Genomic DNA, 16,203 nt, shown 5'->3' with positions numbered 1-16,203 from the left:
ACATGCTTAGTTGTGCTCAGTAATGTTTAGATGGCGAGATAGTTGGCTGGTTTTCCGGTTAAAGCGGTCAGGGTTAAAAATTCGGTAGCGCAGCCCTTAAAGTGGGTTGTGCCCACAATCAGTTAAATACAGGACAATATACATGTTTGGTTTTTTACGTAGTTATTTTTCAAATGATCTGGCGATCGATCTGGGAACAGCCAACACGCTGATTTATGTACGTGGACAGGGTATCGTGCTTGATGAACCATCGGTAGTTGCGATCCGCCAGGAAGGCGGCCCTAACGGCAAGAAAACAATTCAGGCAGTAGGTAAAGAAGCCAAGCAAATGCTGGGCAAGGTACCAGGTAATATTGAAGCCATTCGCCCCATGAAAGATGGTGTGATTGCCGACTTTACCGTCACAGAGCAAATGCTCAAGCAATTTATCCGCATGGTGCATGACACCAAATTCTTCAAACCATCCCCACGCATCATCATTTGCGTCCCTTGCGGTTCTACCCAGGTAGAGCGCCGTGCGATTCGTGAATCTGCTCTGGGTGCCGGTGCTTCCCAGGTATATCTGATTGAAGAGCCGATGGCGGCTGCGATAGGTGCTGGTTTGCCAGTGTCTGAAGCAACCGGTTCCATGGTGGTTGATATCGGTGGTGGTACGACTGAAGTCGGTATTATTTCTCTCGGCGGCATGGTCTACAAGGGTTCAGTCCGTGTCGGTGGTGACAAGTTCGACGAAGCGATTGTCAACTACATCCGCCGCAATTACGGCATGCTGATCGGTGAGCAAACTGCTGAAGCCATCAAAAAAGCGATTGGTTCTGCTTTCCCGGGTTCTGAAGTCAAGGAAATGGAAGTCAAGGGACGCAACCTGTCCGAAGGCATTCCTCGCTCCTTCACGATTTCCAGCAATGAAATCCTGGAAGCGCTGACTGATCCTCTGAATAACATCGTTTCTGCCGTTAAAAACGCGCTGGAACAAACGCCACCAGAACTGGGTGCCGACATTGCTGAAAAAGGCATGATGCTGACCGGTGGTGGCGCACTTTTGCGCGACCTCGACCGCCTGCTGATGGAAGAAACCGGCTTGCCCGTCATCGTCGCTGAAGACCCGCTGACTTGCGTAGTCCGTGGCTCGGGTATGGCGCTGGAACGCATGGATAAGCTGGGTTCGATCTTTTCTTACGAGTAAGCAAGGAAGCGCCGGACTATCAGCGTGGGAACCTGACAGCATGCCGCAACATACCGCATGCAGGCTGGGGCTCCCGTATTTGATGAGGCCCGCTTTCAGTCTTAAGTTGAAACTGAGCTGATGCCAGCTTGAATTGATTGCACATTAAAATGCTTGTTGCGCTGTTCATTGAGAAACACCGGTAAAGTATGGATTACAGCCCACCACCACTCTTCAAGCAAGGCGCCTCTGCGCGCGTGAGAGTGGTTTTCTTTGCCGTCCTGGCGATTTTTCTATTAGTTGTTGATGCCCGTCTGAAGTCGCTGACCCTGGTCAGGCAAATCCTTGGCAGTGTGCTGTATCCGGTGCAAATGGTCGCTGTCATGCCACGCGATACTGTCAAGCGCGTCTCTGATTATTTTGTCTCTGTGACCGCGCTGGAAAAAGAAAACACCCAACTGAAACGCCAGCAAACCCAGAATGCCAATACCCTGCAACAGACCGGGCAACTGACGGCAGAAAATACCCATTTGCGCAAATTGCTGGATGCACGTGAGCGTTTGCAAGTCAAGTCTGTCATGGCAGAAATCATTTACGATGCACGTGATCCTGCCAGTCGCAAGGTGATTATTGACCGTGGTATCAAGCATGGCATTGCACTTTCCCAGCCTGTGATTGACGATCTTGGCGTAGTTGGCCAGGTAACCCGGGTATTCCCATTGACGGCTGAAGTGACCTTGCTGACTGACAAAAACCAGGCCATCCCGGTACAAATCCTGCGTAATGGCTTACGCAGTGTGGCTTATGGCCGTGGCCAGTCCAGTTATCTGGACATGCGCCTGACCACCAATGCCGATATTCAGAATGGTGATCAACTGGTGACTTCAGGCATAGACGGTATTTACCCGCCCGGGCTGGCTGTTGCCAAGGTAGTGCAAGTAGAAAACAAGGCGAATACCACCTTTGAAAGCATATTGTGCGTACCAACAGCGGGTATAGACCGCAACAAGCAATTGCTGGTCTTGCTGGTGTCTACCGATAATTTGTCGCGTCCGGATACCGAAGATGTGCGCGCCAAGAAAGAAAAAATCAATCGCAAGGTGACCCGTGATGCGGCAGCGCCGACATCCGATACCAAACCTGTTGACCAGCCCATGAAAGATTTGCCGGTCAAGGACAGTCCTGCGAAAGAATCTCCAGCCAAGGACGCAGCTGCAACTGCCAAGGAGCCCACTCCATGAATAGCCCGCATTACATATTATTGCCGGTCAACCCGCTATTTATCGCCATCAGTTTTGCTGTTGCCTTCTTTTTCAATTTCCTGCCATGGGGCGGCTGGATAGGCATACCTGATTTCGTTGCTCTGGTGCTGGTATTCTGGACCATACACCAGCCACGTAAAGTCGGCATTGGCGTGGCATTTGCCATGGGTCTGCTGATGGATGTGCATGACTCCATCTACATGGGTGAAAACGCCCTGGCATATACCCTGTTATCGTATTTTGCCATCATGATACACAGGCGCGTGCTGTGGTTTCATCCACTGACACAAACCTTGCATGTGTTCCCTTTATTCCTGTTCGCCCAACTGGTGCAGCTTGCCGTACGCATGCTGGTGGCACCAGATGCCCATTTCCCAGGTTGGGCCTATTTTACTGTCAGCCTGGTGACGACCGTGCTATGGCCGTTCGCAACCTTGCTACTGCTGGCACCACAAAGACGGGCGATAGATAAAGACGATACCCGTCCTATCTGAGCCTGCTGCATTTCTGATTGCTGCCGGTTTCATCTGTTTTACCTGCTTCACTTTTCTTCACTATGACAGAACTTAAGAACACGGAACGCGAACTGCATTACTTCCGCATGCGCCTGATTTTTATTGGCGTATTCGTGTTCCTGTGTTTTGCCGCGCTGGTTTCCCGCTTTGTCTGGCTGCAAATCATCAAGCATAATGACTATGCCTTGCTGGCTGATGAAAACCGTATCGACATCGTGCCTGTCGTCCCCAACCGCGGCCTTATCACCGACAGGAACGGCGTCATCCTGGCGCGTAATTATTCTGCCTACACGCTGGAAGTCACACCCTCAAAAATCAGCAAGGATATGGATGTCCTGATTGATGAACTGGCCATGTTGGTGGACATACAGCCCAAGCATCGCAAGCGTTTCCGCAAATTGCTGGAAGATTCAAAAAGTTTTGAAAGCCTGCCTATACGCACGCGCCTTACCGACGATGAGGTTGCCAGATTTACGGCACAACGCTTCCGCTTTCCCGGTGTCGATATTCAGGCGCGCTTGTTCCGTCAATATCCTCAGGGCGATTCCGCTTCGCATGTCATCGGTTACATAGGCCGTATCAGTCCCAAGGATGCCGAGATCATTGATGAAATGGAAGACTCTGCCAACTACAATGGCACGGATTACATAGGTAAAGAGGGGCTGGAAAAAAGTTACGAAAAGATCTTGCACGGCAATACCGGCTTTGAAGAAGTCGAAGTTGCTGCAGGTGGCCGTGCCGTGCGGGTGCTATCCCGTTCGGCTCCGACTTCAGGCAAAAACCTGATCTTGTCGGTGGACATAGAACTGCAAAAAGTCGTAGAAGAGGCATTTGGCGACAGGCGCGGGGCGCTGGTCGCCATTGAGCCTGCCACTGGTGATGTGCTGGCGTTTGTTTCCAAGCCCACCTATGACCCCAATCTGTTTGTCGAGGGCATAGACCAGCAAAGCTGGAATGAGCTCAATACTTCAGAAGACAAACCCTTGCTGAACCGTCCTCTGACAGGTGCCTATCCACCAGGCTCGACTTACAAACCTTTCATGGCACTGGCCGCACTGGAGTTGGGCAAGCGCACCACCTCGCAGGCAATTGCTGATCCTGGTTACTTTACTTTTGGTAACCATACCTTCAAGGACGATAAAGCTGGCGGCCATGGCATGGTGGATATGTACCGCTCAATAGTGCAATCCTGCGATACTTATTACTACATGCTGGCCAATGACCTGACCGTGGATGTCATGCATGATTTCATGGCACCCTTTGGTTTTGGCCAAAAGACCGGCATAGACCTGGAGCATGAGCGCTCAGGGCTGTTGCCATCTACTGCCTGGAAGCGCGCGGCTTTCAAGAAGCCAGAGCAAAAACGCTGGGTATTGGGTGACACTATTTCCCTGGGTATTGGACAGGGACAGAATACTTTCACTCCTTTACAAATGGCACATGCCATGGCGACACTGGCAAATAACGGCATCATCATGAAGCCGCATCTGGTCAAGATGACAGAAGATCCGCAAACCAGGCAAAGGGTGTTGACTGTCCCCAAAGAGACTGCCCGCATTCCCCTTAAACAGGAAAATATAGACTTCATCAAAAATGCCATGGTAGGCGTCACCAGGGAAGGTACTTCTGCCAGGGTGTTTCAGGGTACTGAATATGTTTCCGGCGGCAAGACAGGTACAGCACAGGTGGTGGGTATCAAGAAAGGCGAGAAATATAATGCCAAGAACATGGCTGCTCGCCATCTTGATCACTCCCTGTATACTGCCTTCGCCCCTGCTGACCATCCCAAAATAGCGATCGCCATTATTGTAGAAAATGGTGGCTTTGGTGCCGAGGCGGCTGCGCCTATAGTTCGCAAGGCACTTGATTATTACTTGCTGGGCAAGCGTCCGCAAGACAAGGGCAGCAAGGACCAGGTACCACCACAGCCCAAGCCGCAAAGTGACATGGCCTTGTACCGTTCAGACGCTGAAGTCAAGGCTCCGGCCGAGCCTGATCCGGGTCCCAAACCTGGTGGTGAAACAACAGGCAATAAGGATTGAAAATGCAAAAGAATAATATTAACTGGCATTTCATCCGCTCGCATATTTTTGTCTTTGACGCGACCCTGGCGATATTGGTGTTCCTGATCATGTCGATAGGTATCATGACCTTGTATTCTGCGGGCATGGATTTCCCTGGACGTGTCGAAGGCCAGATCAGGAATATCCTGGTGTCTTTCTTCATCATGTGGGTGATGGCGAATATTCCGCCACAGACACTGATGCGCTTTGCCATACCAATTTATACCTTTGGTGTGGCCTTGCTGATCGCCGTAGCCGTATTTGGCCTGGTCAAAAAAGGTTCGCGCCGCTGGCTGCATGTAGGCATAGATATGCAGCCTTCAGAAATGATGAAAATTGCCACCCCTTTGATGTTGGCCTGGTATTTTCAAAAACGTGAAGGCGCATTGCGCTGGCGCGATTTTGTCATCGGTGCAGTGATCCTGGGCATACCTGTGGCTTTGATCGCCAAGCAGCCTGATCTGGGTACCGCCATGCTGGTGGTGGCGGCAGGCTTTACGGTCGTATTTTTAGCCGGTCTGTCGTGGAAATTTCTGATCTCCCTGACGGTGGCCGCTGCTGTCATTATTCCTACTGTAGTCTGGCCCATGCTGCATGATTACCAGCGCGACAGGGTACTGACCATGCTTGATCCTAATCGTGATCCTCTGGGCAAAGGTTTTCACATCATACAATCCACGATCGCCGTCGGTTCAGGTGGCTTGCATGGCAAGGGTTATCTGAAAGGGACGCAGGCGCATCTGGAATTCATTCCTGAACATACAACAGATTTTATCTTTGCCGTCTTCTCCGAAGAATTCGGTTTTGTCGGCAATGTGATCCTGGTCAGCCTGTACTTTTTACTGATCTTGCGCTGTCTGGTGATCGCTGCCAATGCACCCACTCTGTTCGCCCGTTTGATGGCCGGTGCCGTGACTATGATATTCTTTACCTATGCCTTTGTGAATATGGGCATGGTCATAGGCATAGTCCCCGTCGTCGGGGTACCTTTGCCTTTCATGAGTTATGGCGGCACTGCACTGGTGACGCTGGGTATGGGAATAGGGATAATGATGAGCGTACAGCGTAACCGCAAACTGGTGCAGACATGAGATTGCGCCTGTCTGCCAAGTCAGCCATGCTCGGTAATGGCTGGCGGCTGCTCTTGCTGGCGGCCAGCGGGGTTTTACTGGCAGCATGTGGCAATGCACCCAAGAACAATGTCATTATTGCAGACGGCCCGCGCCCCGCAAGCAGCACAAAATCCACGACTGGCCAGACTACAAGCTCGCCTAAGGCAAATTCCGGTAAGGGTGCTTATTACAAGGATGATGGCCCCGGTGAAAATATACCTGAAGGCCTGGAAAATACCGTAGACCCCATTCCTACACTGGAAAACTATTCACGCTCAGGTAATAAGCCCTATGTGATATTCGGCAAAACCTATACGCCGATCGCTGACAGCACTACCCCTTTGGTACAGCGTGGTGTCGGCAGTTGGTATGGCAAGAAATTCCATGGGCAAAAGACTTCCTCCGGTGAACTGTACGATATGTATAAGATCACCGCAGCGCATCCCACCTTGCCGATACCATCTTACGCGCGGGTCACGAATCTGACGAATGGCAAGCAAATCATCGTGCGCATCAATGACCGCGGGCCGTTTCACGCCAGCCGCATCATTGATTTGTCTTACACCGCAGCACTGAAGCTCGATGTCATAGGCAAGGGTAGCAGTCAGATTGAGGTTGAGCGTTTATTGCCTGCCGACATAGAAAGAATGGCAGAGAACCGCAAAAACCAGCCTGTGCAGGCTATGCAATCCACCAGGCAGGAAACGACGGTGGCGATCACGACTCCCGTGCCTTCCAGAGAAATGCCTGTCGTGCGCAGTAATCCTGTTGCGACCATGAGTATGGAAGAGTTGCTGGCAGCCCAGGAAAACAAGCCGGTAGAAAAATTTACCCAGCCAGTTACCAGCGTCGCAAATTCGGTAGTAAATTCGGTAACAAGCACGGCTGGAACCAATACTACATCTTCAGCTACCCCGGGCTATTACATACAATTCGGTGCCTATGCGATACGCGCCAATGCAGAAGCCATCATGAATCATCTCAAGGGCAGGGCAACCAATAAACTACCTGGTTTTGATATCGTGCAGCAAGGCAGCCTGTATCGCCTTGTCAGCGGTCCCTTTGCCAACCGTACTGAAGCAACAGCGGCAATCGCCCAGGCCAGTGATCTCGGTGTTGGCAAGCCTCTGGTCGTGCAGCGCTAGTTTACTCCTCACCTGCCTGTTTCATTTCCAGCGCCATTTGATACAGGGCATTTTTCTTTTGCCCTGTCAGTTGCGCTGCCAGTCCAGCAGCTTGCTTGACTGAGCATTCTTCCAGCAATATCTGCAAGACCCGGCGGGCTTCCAGCTCCTGATCATCTGCGGCGGCAGCAGCGGCTTCGATCAGGATCACGTATTCACCTTTTTCCCTGTGGCTGTCAGCAGCCAGCCAGCTTTCTGCCTCTGCCAGGGTACAGCGGTGGATTTCTTCAAACAGTTTGCTGACTTCTCGTGCCAGTACGATGCGCCGTGTGTCGCCAAAGATAGCGCGCATGGCTGCCACAGCTTCGATGATGCGGTGCGGGGCTTCATAGAAAATCAGGCTGGCAGGTATGGCTTGCACTTCCCGCAAGATGCCGTCGCGCTGTCCGGCCTTGGCAGGCAGGAAGCCAACAAAATAAAAACGGTCATGAATAAGGCCACTGGCTGACAGAGCGCTGATGGCAGCCGACGCTCCCGGCAAGGGCGTAACTGGCAAACCCGCCAGTTTGACTGCATCCACTATCTTGGCACCGGGGTCAGATACGCCGGGTGTGCCAGCGTCAGACACCAGCGCAATACGTTCGCCAGCTTGCAGACGCGCCACTATTTTCTCTGCCACTTCGCGCTCATTATGCTGATGGGCAGCGATCAGGGGTTTGCTGATACCATAGCGCGATAGCAATTGGGAGGTATTGCGGGTATCTTCGCAGGCGATGGCATCTGCCAGTGACAGCAAATGCAGGGCACGCAGGGAAATATCGGCAACATTACCAATAGGAGTAGCGACTACATATAATGTCGCAGCCGGGTAGTTTTGTCGGGTCACTGCCTCAATCACAGTGGCACTCGTGAACAGTGCGTTGTCGGTGGTGCTCATGCCTGTTCCTTTATTTAGTAAGCAAAATAAGCAAATGAATTAGCCGAGATTGTACGCCAATGAGACTCGCAAAGACTTCAGAAACGCCAGATAGCACATCAGGAACTGACCAGCGCACCAGCCGCCGCCGTACCGGGGACGAAGCAGAAAGCCTGGCGCTGGTGTATTTGCAAAAAGCTGGCTTGAAACTGATACAACAGAATTTTTTATGCAAAGGCGGAGAAATCGACCTCATCATGCAAGATGGTGCCGTTTTGGTCTTTGTGGAAGTCAGAAAACGCAGTTCCATGCAATTTGGCGGTGCCATTGCCAGTGTCACACCGGCCAAGCAAAGACGCATGGTGCATGCCGCCCAAGTCTATCTGTTAACAAAAAAGACCCAGCCAGCCTGTCGCTTTGACCTGGTGGCCATAGATGGTGAAGAGATCAACTGGCTAAGGAATATTATCGTCGCTTGAGGAAATGACAGGCTAGTGGACTGGAATAGTGAAAACTGAAGTGAAGGGCGCGTGCCCGGCGGCCAGGGCAAGGCGCAAAGCACAGCGATAGTAGGACTATCGCGAGCATTTGCAACGCAGCCTTGGTCGGCGCGCACGTGACAGGCACTCTGCTTTCACTGTTACGGTCCACTAATGCTCAGCCTGCCGTATAATCTGACGCAATCAGACTAAGTAAGCATTATGACAAATCAACGCATATTGGCGCACTTCCAGGAAAGTGCAGAATTAAAGATGCGGGCTGGCACAGAGCTGGCCCAGCCTATTTCAGAAGCTGTGGAACTCATGTTCTCGGCACTGTCTAATGGTAACAAGATACTCGCCTGCGGTAACGGTGGTTCTGCAGCCGACTGCCAGCATTTCGCTGCCGAGCTGGTAGGACGCTTCGAGCGTGAGCGCCTGCCTTTACCGGCCATGGCACTGACGACAGATACCTCGATTTTGACTGCCATCGCGAATGACTACAGTTTTAATGAAGTCTTTTCCAAGCAGGTGCAGGCTTTTGGGCAGTCGGGCGATATCTTGCTGGCCCTGTCTACGTCCGGCAATTCGCTGAGCGTGGTGAATGCCATTAACGCTGCGCTTGAGCGTGATATGCGTGTGGTGGCGCTGACCGGCAAGGGTGGCGGGGAAATTACGAATATCCTGACTGAAGCCGATGTCCATATCTGCGTACCGCATGACAGGACCGCACGCATACAGGAAGTTCATTTATTGACCATACATTGTTTGTGTGACGGCATTGATGCCGCATTATTCGGAGGTGATGCTGATGATTAAAAAATCCTGGAGCAAGCTGGCCAGACCCGTAGCTGTAATCGGCCTGTGTTGTGCTGCTGCCCTGAGCCTGCAAGGCTGTGTTGAGATGATGGTTGGTAGTGCAGTCATCGGTACATTCGCGGCCACTGACCGCCGTACTTTTGGTGCGCAAACTGACGACAAGGCCATTGTCATCAAGGGCGAAGCACGCCTGCCCGGCTTGCTCGGGAAATATGGTCATGTCGATGTCAATTCCTTTAACCGCCGTGTCTTGCTGACTGGCGAAGTGGCCGATGAAAACGCCAAGTCCGCTGCTGAGCGTGAGATACGCGCGATAGACGGCGTAGTCTCGGTCGCCAATGAATTGATTATTGCCCCCGTCTCTAATTATACTTCGCGCTCCAATGATGCCCTGATCACCACCAAGGTCAAAGCCACTTTTGTCGATGCCAAGGATGTTTCTGCTACCGCGTTCAAAGTTGTCACTGAAGGCGCTGTTGTTTACCTGATGGGCCGGGTAACGCAAGGCGAGGGCAACCGTGCCGCTGATCTTGCTGCCAGCATCAATGGTGTACGCAAGGTGGTCAAAGTATTTGAATACATCAGCGAAGAAGAATTGAAGGCTTTCCAGGTTACGCCAAACAAAAATCCTCCCAGCGACAATTAAACCAGCATGACCGGTTCATATTGCCGGTCTTGTTTTTTCTGGAGACATCATGATTGCCATGATCGTTTTAGCGGTCATCTTCGCAATACTGGCATTCTGGGTGCTGGGCATACAAAAACGCCTGCTCAATTCACGCAGGCGCATTAAATATGCATTTTCGCAAATGGATATACAGTTCAAACGCCGTTATCAACTGATCCCCAATCTGGTTGAAGTTGCCAAGGGTTACATGAAGCATGAGCGGGAAGCGCTGGAAGCCGTGATTATTGCGCTCAACGAGGCTGTCATGGCAAACTCCATGGCTTGCCTACATCCTTTGGTCGGTATTGCGATATTGCACCTGGCAGCCGCTGAAGACAGACTGACAGTAACCTTAGGCAGGATGTTTGCCATTGCTGATGCATGCCCTGATCTGCAAGCCAATCAAAGCATGCAAAAGCTGACCAGTGAATTGAATGATGCTGAAAACAAGATCACATTTGCCCGCCAGGCCTACAATGATTGCGTAGTGCAATATAACCAGAGCATGGAACATTTTCCCGGCCCGGTCATTGCCAATATGTTTGGTTTTCATGTGGCCGAATTAATGCAGGTGGCAGAGTTCGATCGCAGCCTTGTAGCGCAGACCGCGGCTGCTTAATGCGGTGACGAAGGAGATTTCTGTCTATGGATGGTATTCTGGTTTCACTCTTCAGTTACAAGGCCTGGGCCAATGTAGAAATGCACGCCGCCCTGGCCAAATTTGATACCCAGCGATACTCCGATCAATTTCAGGCCATGCTGCACACGCTTGATCATGTCAATGTCGTGGACAGGATATTCAAGGGGCATCTGAGCGGAGCGGGGGCTGCTGGTTTTGCTGAGACAAATTCCGAAAAAATACCGGATTTATCTGCATTGCGCGAGATCGTCAGTGCGACCGATAGCTGGTATCTCGATTTTGTATCAGGGCTCAGTACTGAACGCCTCAAGCAACGTGTGGAATTTACCTTCACGGACGGGGACAAGGGCGCAATGTCTTGCGAAGAGATGCTGCTGCATGTGATTACCCATGGTGGTTACCATCGCGGTTGCGTGGGCCAGATACTCGAAGATATGGGCATCAGTTCTCCCCCAGATTCCCTGACAAAGTTTTTGCACAGGCATGAACCTGAACGACGACTCCACCAGGAATAAACAGAAGCAGGGTCAGATACCTGCCTCAGGTTCGTCCAACGATAGACGCAGTCGCCATCAGTTCATCAATCAAGGCCAGCAATATCTTGCCTGACATGCGATGTGGGTCCAGTACTGGCAAAGGCGAATACTTCAGCAAAATCGAAGGATTGATCTTGCCCATGTTCGCCTGACCCATGGTCCAGCCCGCATAGCGGCGTTCCAGGATTTCTTCATAATCGAGCAGGATCACGTCAGTGTGGCGGGCATCCCGCAGGATGTGGCTGTACAAGGTATTGACAGCTTCGCGGCCACCCTCCAGCACTTGCATGAAAACCTGATCGCTATGGCAAAGTACGCCGGTGATGCCGTGTTGCGGGTTATGCTGACGTGACTGGCTGACGATGGATTGCACGATATCGCACATTTTTTCATCCACGACGCGACTGGCGTAAAGTAAGCGTACTAGCATGGCAAGTCCTGGTTAGCGTTTGATCAGAGATAAAAATTCACGGCGCAGATTCGCATCTTTCAGGAAGGAGCCATGCATCACACTATTAATCATGGCTGTCTCCATGTCTTTGACGCCACGCCAATGCATGCAAAAATGGTCGGCTTCCATGACCACGGCCAGGCCATCTGGCTGCATTTTTTCTTGCAGGGTATCGGCCAGTTGTACTACCGCTTCTTCCTGTATCTGCGGGCGACTCATGACCCATTCAGCAATGCGCGCATATTTCGACAGGCCGATCAGGTTTGAATGCTCATTCGGCATGACACCTATCCACACCTTGCCAATGATGGGGCACAGATGATGTGAGCAAGCGCTACGTACCGTGATCGGGCCTATGATCATCAATTCATTCAAATGCGAGGCATTCGGGAATTCGGTGACCGGAGGCATGGGCACATAACGGCCCTTGAATACTTCCTGTATGAACATCTTGGCAACGCGGCGGCCGGTATCCTGGGTATTGTGATCACTCTCGGTGTCTATCACCAGGCTTTCCAGCACGGCGCGCAGTTTTTCTTCAACCTCTGCCTGCAATTCATCCATCTCGCCTGCTTCGATGAAGCGGGCGATATTGTCATTGGCGTGAAAACGCGTCTTGCTGGCCGTGATGCGTTCACGTATGCGCTGCGAGACGGGGATATTGACAGCTTTATAAGCAAGGGGCGTATCGTTAGACATGCTGAAAACCGGGATGTAAAGAGGCTATGGTAACTGAATTGTCAAATTGGCGTTGCGGGCACCTTGTCTATGCATGGTTGTCTATGCCACAGGCGGCGCATTGTTAAGCTGGTATTCGGCTTCACGTTCTGCTTTCCACTGTGGCAGGCAATGCGGGCAAAAGCAACTGGCATCCATCTTCAACTCACCGTCGGGTAATTTTTTAAATGCTATCGGGGGCAGGGCGGTGCACCAGCATGCCTGACCGGTATTATCTGCCATCGCGCAAGTGAATACCGTTTGGCAGCGTGGGCAAACACTCATGTCGTACTGCCTTCGCTACCCGTATTATCGGCTTCTGCGGGCAAGCCTTCGCTCGCTGTCTTTTTCATTGCCTTGCGCAAGAATGACATTTGCCCATTAAAGCCGGTACAGGCGCGGCAAATCGCCAGGTGCATTTTTAACTGGCTGCGTTCAGACAGACTGAGTGGACGGTCCAAGCCCTCAGAAATGAGCTGATGTGCTTGTTTGCAAACAATAAAGACACTCATATTTTTTCTCCTGATGACACCCTGCCAAACCAGTTCAAGTCCAGGCATTCACGCAGGCGTAATCGCGCACGATAGAGCACCACCCATAGATTAGACGTACTCAGTTCCAATTCCTTACAAATTTCTTCAGTTTCCAGTTCCAGCCATTCACGCATCATGAAAACGCGTGCAGTTTTGGCAGGCAGGTTTTCCAGGCAGACTTCCAGCACACGGAAAAAATCTTTTTGTTGCAATGTTGCTTCAGGCGCACCCCAGGCGGTGGGCATGCCTATTACATGGCCGTTAGCATTAAATAAACTGTCTATCAAATCGTCTTCAGACTCATCATCCTTGATTTCCAGCGGCTTTTCCTTTTTCAGCGAGCGCAGGTGGTCGATGATCTTGAACTTCAAAATACCGGTGACATAGGTGCGCAGGGAAGAGTTGCCAGCAAAGCTGTCTGGTTTTTCCAGTACCGCCAGCAAGGTTTCCTGCACGGCATCTTCTGCCGCACACTCATTGCGCAGTTGTAATTGTGCAAACCGATACAGCCCCGGACGCAGGTTTTCTAGTTGTTGATGTAAATCTGTAATCGATGTCATAAGTCTGGTGACTGAATTGGAAAAGATTTCGCTGCAAATCCTGTAAAATTCGGGTTAGATAAAATAAATCTTTTTTCAGGACTTTCACAAAATTGTCCCAGCAAGACGCAGCGACGACGACAGTACCACTGTACGGCTAGGCGCTGCAACACAGCTGGGGCGATTTTTTGAAAGTCCTGCAATGATACCTTCAGGATACCCGTCATAATGAGCGATTTGAACGCAAACACGACAGAAGAACTTGCACCGGAAGACCGGTTGGCAGGTGTGGAACCAGCCATCAAGGCTGAAATTCTGGCGGAAGCCCTGCCTTACATCCGTAAATTCCATGGCAAAACCATCGTCGTCAAATACGGTGGCAATGCCATGACAGAAGAACGCCTGAAGCACGGCTTTGCCCGCGATGTCATTTTGCTCAAACTGGTCGGCATGAACCCGGTAGTGGTGCATGGTGGTGGCCCGCAAATTGACAACGCGCTCAAGAAAATGGGCAAGCAGGGTACCTTCATCCAGGGTATGCGCATCACCGATGAAGAAACCATGGAAGTCGTCGAATGGGTACTCGGTGGTGAAGTCCAGCAAGATATCGTCATGCTCATCAACCACTACGGTGGCCAGGCAGTGGGCCTGACTGGTAAAGACGGTGGCCTGATTCGCGCCCGCAAGATGATGATGCCAGACCGTGAAAATCCGGGTGCCATGCTCGACATCGGTTTTGTTGGTGAAATTGATGCCATCAACCCGGCGGTGGTCAAGGCGCTGCAGGATGATGCCTTCATCCCCATCATTTCTCCTATCGGCTTTGGTGCAGATGGCCAGGCTTACAACATCAATGCCGATCTGGTGGCAGGCAAGATTGCCGAAATCCTGAAAGCTGAAAAGCTCATCATGATGACGAATATCCCTGGCGTGCTCGACAAACAGGGTAATCTGGTGACCGATTTGTCTGCGCGTGAAATTGATGAAATGTTTGCTGACGGTACTATCTCTGGCGGCATGTTGCCCAAGATTTCGTCCGCACTCGATGCTGCCAAGTCCGGCGTGAATACCGTGCATATCATTGATGGCCGTATCGAACATTCGCTGTTGCTGGAAGTGTTGACCGAACAAGCCTTCGGTACCATGATACGCAGTCATTAATGAGTAGATCAATACAGGCGGAGCGTCAGCCTCATGCGTAGACGCTCTGAGCCCTTGTGGCTGTTTGACCTGGACAATACGCTGCACAATGCTTCACATGCGATTTTTCCTGTCATCAGCCAGAACATGAATGCCTTCCTGGCGCGTGTGCTGGGTGAAGATGGCAAGCCGGCAGATGCCGAGCGGGTGAATGCCATCCGCCAGCAATACTATGCCCGCTATGGTGTCACCATGCTGGGCATGGTCAGGCACCATGGCGTAAGGGCAGATGAATTTTTGCAAGAGGTGCATCATTTTGATGACCTCAGTGCGATGATCAGGTATGAGCGCGGTTTGAAGAAATTGCTGCGTCGCTTGCCTGGTAAAAAGATTTTGCTGACCAATGCGCCGCGCGTGTATTCAGGCCGGGTACTCAGGCATATGGGTTTGCACAAGCATTTTGATGCGCATATCCCGGTCGAGGCCATGCGCGTGCATGGGCAAATGCAGCCCAAACCCTCCCGCCCTTATCTGCGCAAGCTGCTGGCGACTTATGGCAAACAGGCAAGAGACTGCATTTTAGTGGAAGATAGTGTGGAGAATTTGCTTGCTGCAAAGCAAGAAGGTCTGCGCACAGCCTGGGTCACAGGGTATACTCCTGCCCATCAGCGTAAAAGAGCTGCCGCCTGTGCCGACGTCAAAGTAAAATCCGTCATACAACTCGCCCGTCACATCCATCGCCTGCGCGCCTGATCTGAGATATAGATAACCAGATAATCAGATAATCGGGCACAGACAAAATATGCCTGGGGATTGCGTACTTGCTGGCTGGTCTTTAGAATCACGCCCCGGATGTGGCTGAATTGCTGCGTCCTTTTTTTGAATCCACTATTTGACACTATGGCCAGCACCAAACCCGGCGAACGTAAATTACAGATACTCCAGACGCTGGCGGCGATGCTTGAGCATCCCAAAGGTGAAAAGGTCACGACCGCTGCGCTGGCGGCCAAAGTAGCCGTGTCAGAAGCGGCGCTGTACCGTCATTTCGCCAGTAAAGCGCAAATGTTTGAAGGCCTGATTGAATTTATCGAGTCTTCCATCTTTGGCCTGATCAACCAGATCAATGAAAACCAGGAAGATGGCATGGTGCAAGCCCAGTCCATCATCATGATGCTGCTCAATTTTGCCGAAACCAATCCCGGCATGACCCGTGTGCTGATCGGCGATGCCCTGGTGAATGAAGATGAACGCCTGCAACTGCGCATGAACCAGTTGGCTGAAAGACTGGAAATGGCTTTCCGCCAGTCCTTGCGTCTGGCTGCCAGCCAGGGTCATTTTGCTGAAGAAGAAGCGCAAGCCCGTGCCAGCCTCTTGTGCAGCTTCGTCATGGGACGCTGGTTACGCTTTGCCAAAACGGGCTTCAAATTGTTGCCGACTGAACAGGCGGCCATGCATATAGCCTTGCTGTTGCGCTGAGCCTTCCAGGCCAATTGCACTTCATCGCTGGCTGACGCATCATAGCCCT

Annotated in this window: 20 protein-coding genes; 14 read left to right on the top strand and 6 right to left on the bottom strand. The window is 51.6% G+C overall.

Annotated features, from left to right (window positions below; translation table 11 throughout):
• The first annotated feature begins 142 nt into the window (after positions 1-142).
• The 6 genes from ACO0LD_RS09005 to ACO0LD_RS08980 all read left to right on the top strand — a co-directional run bounded on the left by ACO0LD_RS09005 (position 143) and on the right by ACO0LD_RS08980 (position 7,262).
• Entirely contained in the window at positions 143-1,186 is a 1,044-nt protein-coding gene (locus ACO0LD_RS09005; protein WP_162061166.1) for a rod shape-determining protein, read from the top strand.
• 188 nt (positions 1,187-1,374) lie between these two features.
• Positions 1,375-2,406 carry a rod shape-determining protein MreC gene (gene mreC, locus ACO0LD_RS09000; RefSeq protein WP_423005855.1) on the top strand — a complete coding sequence of 344 codons (1,032 nt, stop codon included), beginning with the start codon at positions 1,375-1,377 and terminating at the stop codon, positions 2,404-2,406.
• Positions 2,403-2,921 (top strand): rod shape-determining protein MreD, encoded by a 519-nt coding sequence (gene mreD / locus ACO0LD_RS08995; RefSeq protein WP_423005853.1) that lies wholly within the window; start codon positions 2,403-2,405, stop codon positions 2,919-2,921. Before mreC ends, mreD begins: the two co-directional genes overlap by 4 nt.
• 62 nt (positions 2,922-2,983) lie before the next feature.
• Positions 2,984-4,984 (top strand): penicillin-binding protein 2, encoded by a 2,001-nt coding sequence (gene mrdA, locus ACO0LD_RS08990; protein ID WP_423005851.1) that lies wholly within the window; start codon positions 2,984-2,986, stop codon positions 4,982-4,984.
• A gap of 2 nt (positions 4,985-4,986) precedes the next feature.
• The gene (gene rodA, locus ACO0LD_RS08985; protein ID WP_423005849.1) at positions 4,987-6,096 is read left to right on the top strand and encodes a rod shape-determining protein RodA; all 1,110 of its coding nucleotides are present in this window, start codon (positions 4,987-4,989) and stop codon (positions 6,094-6,096) included.
• Complete coding sequence (locus ACO0LD_RS08980; protein ID WP_423005847.1) at positions 6,093-7,262, top strand: septal ring lytic transglycosylase RlpA family protein; 1,170 nt, start codon at positions 6,093-6,095, stop codon at positions 7,260-7,262. The genes rodA and ACO0LD_RS08980 overlap by 4 nt, the downstream gene beginning before the upstream one ends.
• Before the next feature lies 1 nt (position 7,263).
• Here ACO0LD_RS08980 and rsmI read toward each other — a convergent pair whose 3' ends face one another.
• Positions 7,264-8,178 (bottom strand): 16S rRNA (cytidine(1402)-2'-O)-methyltransferase, encoded by a 915-nt coding sequence (rsmI, locus tag ACO0LD_RS08975; RefSeq protein WP_423005845.1) that lies wholly within the window; start codon positions 8,176-8,178, stop codon positions 7,264-7,266.
• Between the two features lie 59 nt (positions 8,179-8,237).
• On the opposite strand from rsmI, the gene ACO0LD_RS08970 reads away from it, so the two are divergent.
• The 5 genes from ACO0LD_RS08970 (at position 8,238) to ACO0LD_RS08950 (ending at position 11,277) form a co-directional block, all read left to right on the top strand.
• On the top strand, positions 8,238-8,636 hold the full coding sequence (locus tag ACO0LD_RS08970; protein WP_423005843.1) for a YraN family protein: 399 nt from the start codon (positions 8,238-8,240) through the stop codon (positions 8,634-8,636).
• A gap of 222 nt (positions 8,637-8,858) precedes the next feature.
• Positions 8,859-9,455, top strand: a complete 597-nt coding sequence (locus tag ACO0LD_RS08965; protein ID WP_423005841.1) for a phosphoheptose isomerase — start codon at positions 8,859-8,861, stop codon at positions 9,453-9,455.
• Positions 9,448-10,101, top strand: coding sequence for a BON domain-containing protein (locus ACO0LD_RS08960; RefSeq protein WP_423005839.1), 654 nt, complete (start codon positions 9,448-9,450; stop codon positions 10,099-10,101). The genes ACO0LD_RS08965 and ACO0LD_RS08960 overlap by 8 nt, the downstream gene beginning before the upstream one ends.
• Positions 10,102-10,150: 49 nt before the next feature.
• Complete coding sequence (locus ACO0LD_RS08955; protein ID WP_423005837.1) at positions 10,151-10,741, top strand: LemA family protein; 591 nt, start codon at positions 10,151-10,153, stop codon at positions 10,739-10,741.
• A gap of 26 nt (positions 10,742-10,767) precedes the next feature.
• Positions 10,768-11,277 carry a DinB family protein gene (locus tag ACO0LD_RS08950; protein WP_423005835.1) on the top strand — a complete coding sequence of 170 codons (510 nt, stop codon included), beginning with the start codon at positions 10,768-10,770 and terminating at the stop codon, positions 11,275-11,277.
• Between the two features lie 25 nt (positions 11,278-11,302).
• On the opposite strand, the gene ACO0LD_RS08945 is transcribed toward ACO0LD_RS08950, so the two are convergent.
• From ACO0LD_RS08945 to ACO0LD_RS08925, 5 genes are all read right to left on the bottom strand, one after another.
• On the bottom strand, positions 11,303-11,728 hold the full coding sequence (locus ACO0LD_RS08945; RefSeq protein ID WP_423005833.1) for a BLUF domain-containing protein: 426 nt from the start codon (positions 11,726-11,728) through the stop codon (positions 11,303-11,305).
• Between the two features lie 12 nt (positions 11,729-11,740).
• The gene (gene folE, locus ACO0LD_RS08940) at positions 11,741-12,448 is read right to left on the bottom strand and encodes a GTP cyclohydrolase I (RefSeq protein WP_186955062.1); all 708 of its coding nucleotides are present in this window, start codon (positions 12,446-12,448) and stop codon (positions 11,741-11,743) included.
• A gap of 81 nt (positions 12,449-12,529) precedes the next feature.
• Positions 12,530-12,751, bottom strand: coding sequence for a cysteine-rich CWC family protein (locus tag ACO0LD_RS08935; protein ID WP_423005830.1), 222 nt, complete (start codon positions 12,749-12,751; stop codon positions 12,530-12,532).
• Positions 12,748-12,978: a zf-HC2 domain-containing protein gene (locus ACO0LD_RS08930; RefSeq protein ID WP_423005828.1), complete on the bottom strand. Its 231-nt coding sequence runs from the start codon at positions 12,976-12,978 to the stop codon at positions 12,748-12,750. The genes ACO0LD_RS08935 and ACO0LD_RS08930 overlap by 4 nt, the downstream gene beginning before the upstream one ends.
• On the bottom strand, positions 12,975-13,559 hold the full coding sequence (locus ACO0LD_RS08925; RefSeq protein ID WP_162043763.1) for a sigma-70 family RNA polymerase sigma factor: 585 nt from the start codon (positions 13,557-13,559) through the stop codon (positions 12,975-12,977). Before ACO0LD_RS08925 ends, ACO0LD_RS08930 begins: the two co-directional genes overlap by 4 nt.
• 207 nt (positions 13,560-13,766) lie before the next feature.
• Between ACO0LD_RS08925 and argB the strand changes: the two genes are divergently transcribed.
• The 3 genes from argB (at position 13,767) to slmA (ending at position 16,154) form a co-directional block, all read left to right on the top strand.
• Positions 13,767-14,699, top strand: a complete 933-nt coding sequence (gene argB, locus ACO0LD_RS08920; RefSeq protein WP_423005826.1) for an acetylglutamate kinase — start codon at positions 13,767-13,769, stop codon at positions 14,697-14,699.
• 33 nt (positions 14,700-14,732) lie between these two features.
• Positions 14,733-15,431, top strand: a complete 699-nt coding sequence (locus ACO0LD_RS08915) for a pyrimidine 5'-nucleotidase (protein WP_423005824.1) — start codon at positions 14,733-14,735, stop codon at positions 15,429-15,431.
• Between the two features lie 147 nt (positions 15,432-15,578).
• Complete coding sequence (gene slmA / locus ACO0LD_RS08910; RefSeq protein ID WP_423005822.1) at positions 15,579-16,154, top strand: nucleoid occlusion factor SlmA; 576 nt, start codon at positions 15,579-15,581, stop codon at positions 16,152-16,154.
• The last annotated feature ends 49 nt before the right edge of the window (positions 16,155-16,203 follow it).

Source organism: Undibacterium sp. Ji83W, assembly GCF_049340385.1.
Taxonomy (GTDB): domain Bacteria; phylum Pseudomonadota; class Gammaproteobacteria; order Burkholderiales; family Burkholderiaceae_D; genus Undibacterium.
Note: the sequence above shows the minus strand (reverse complement) of the source record. Positions and strands in the feature narration are given on the sequence as shown.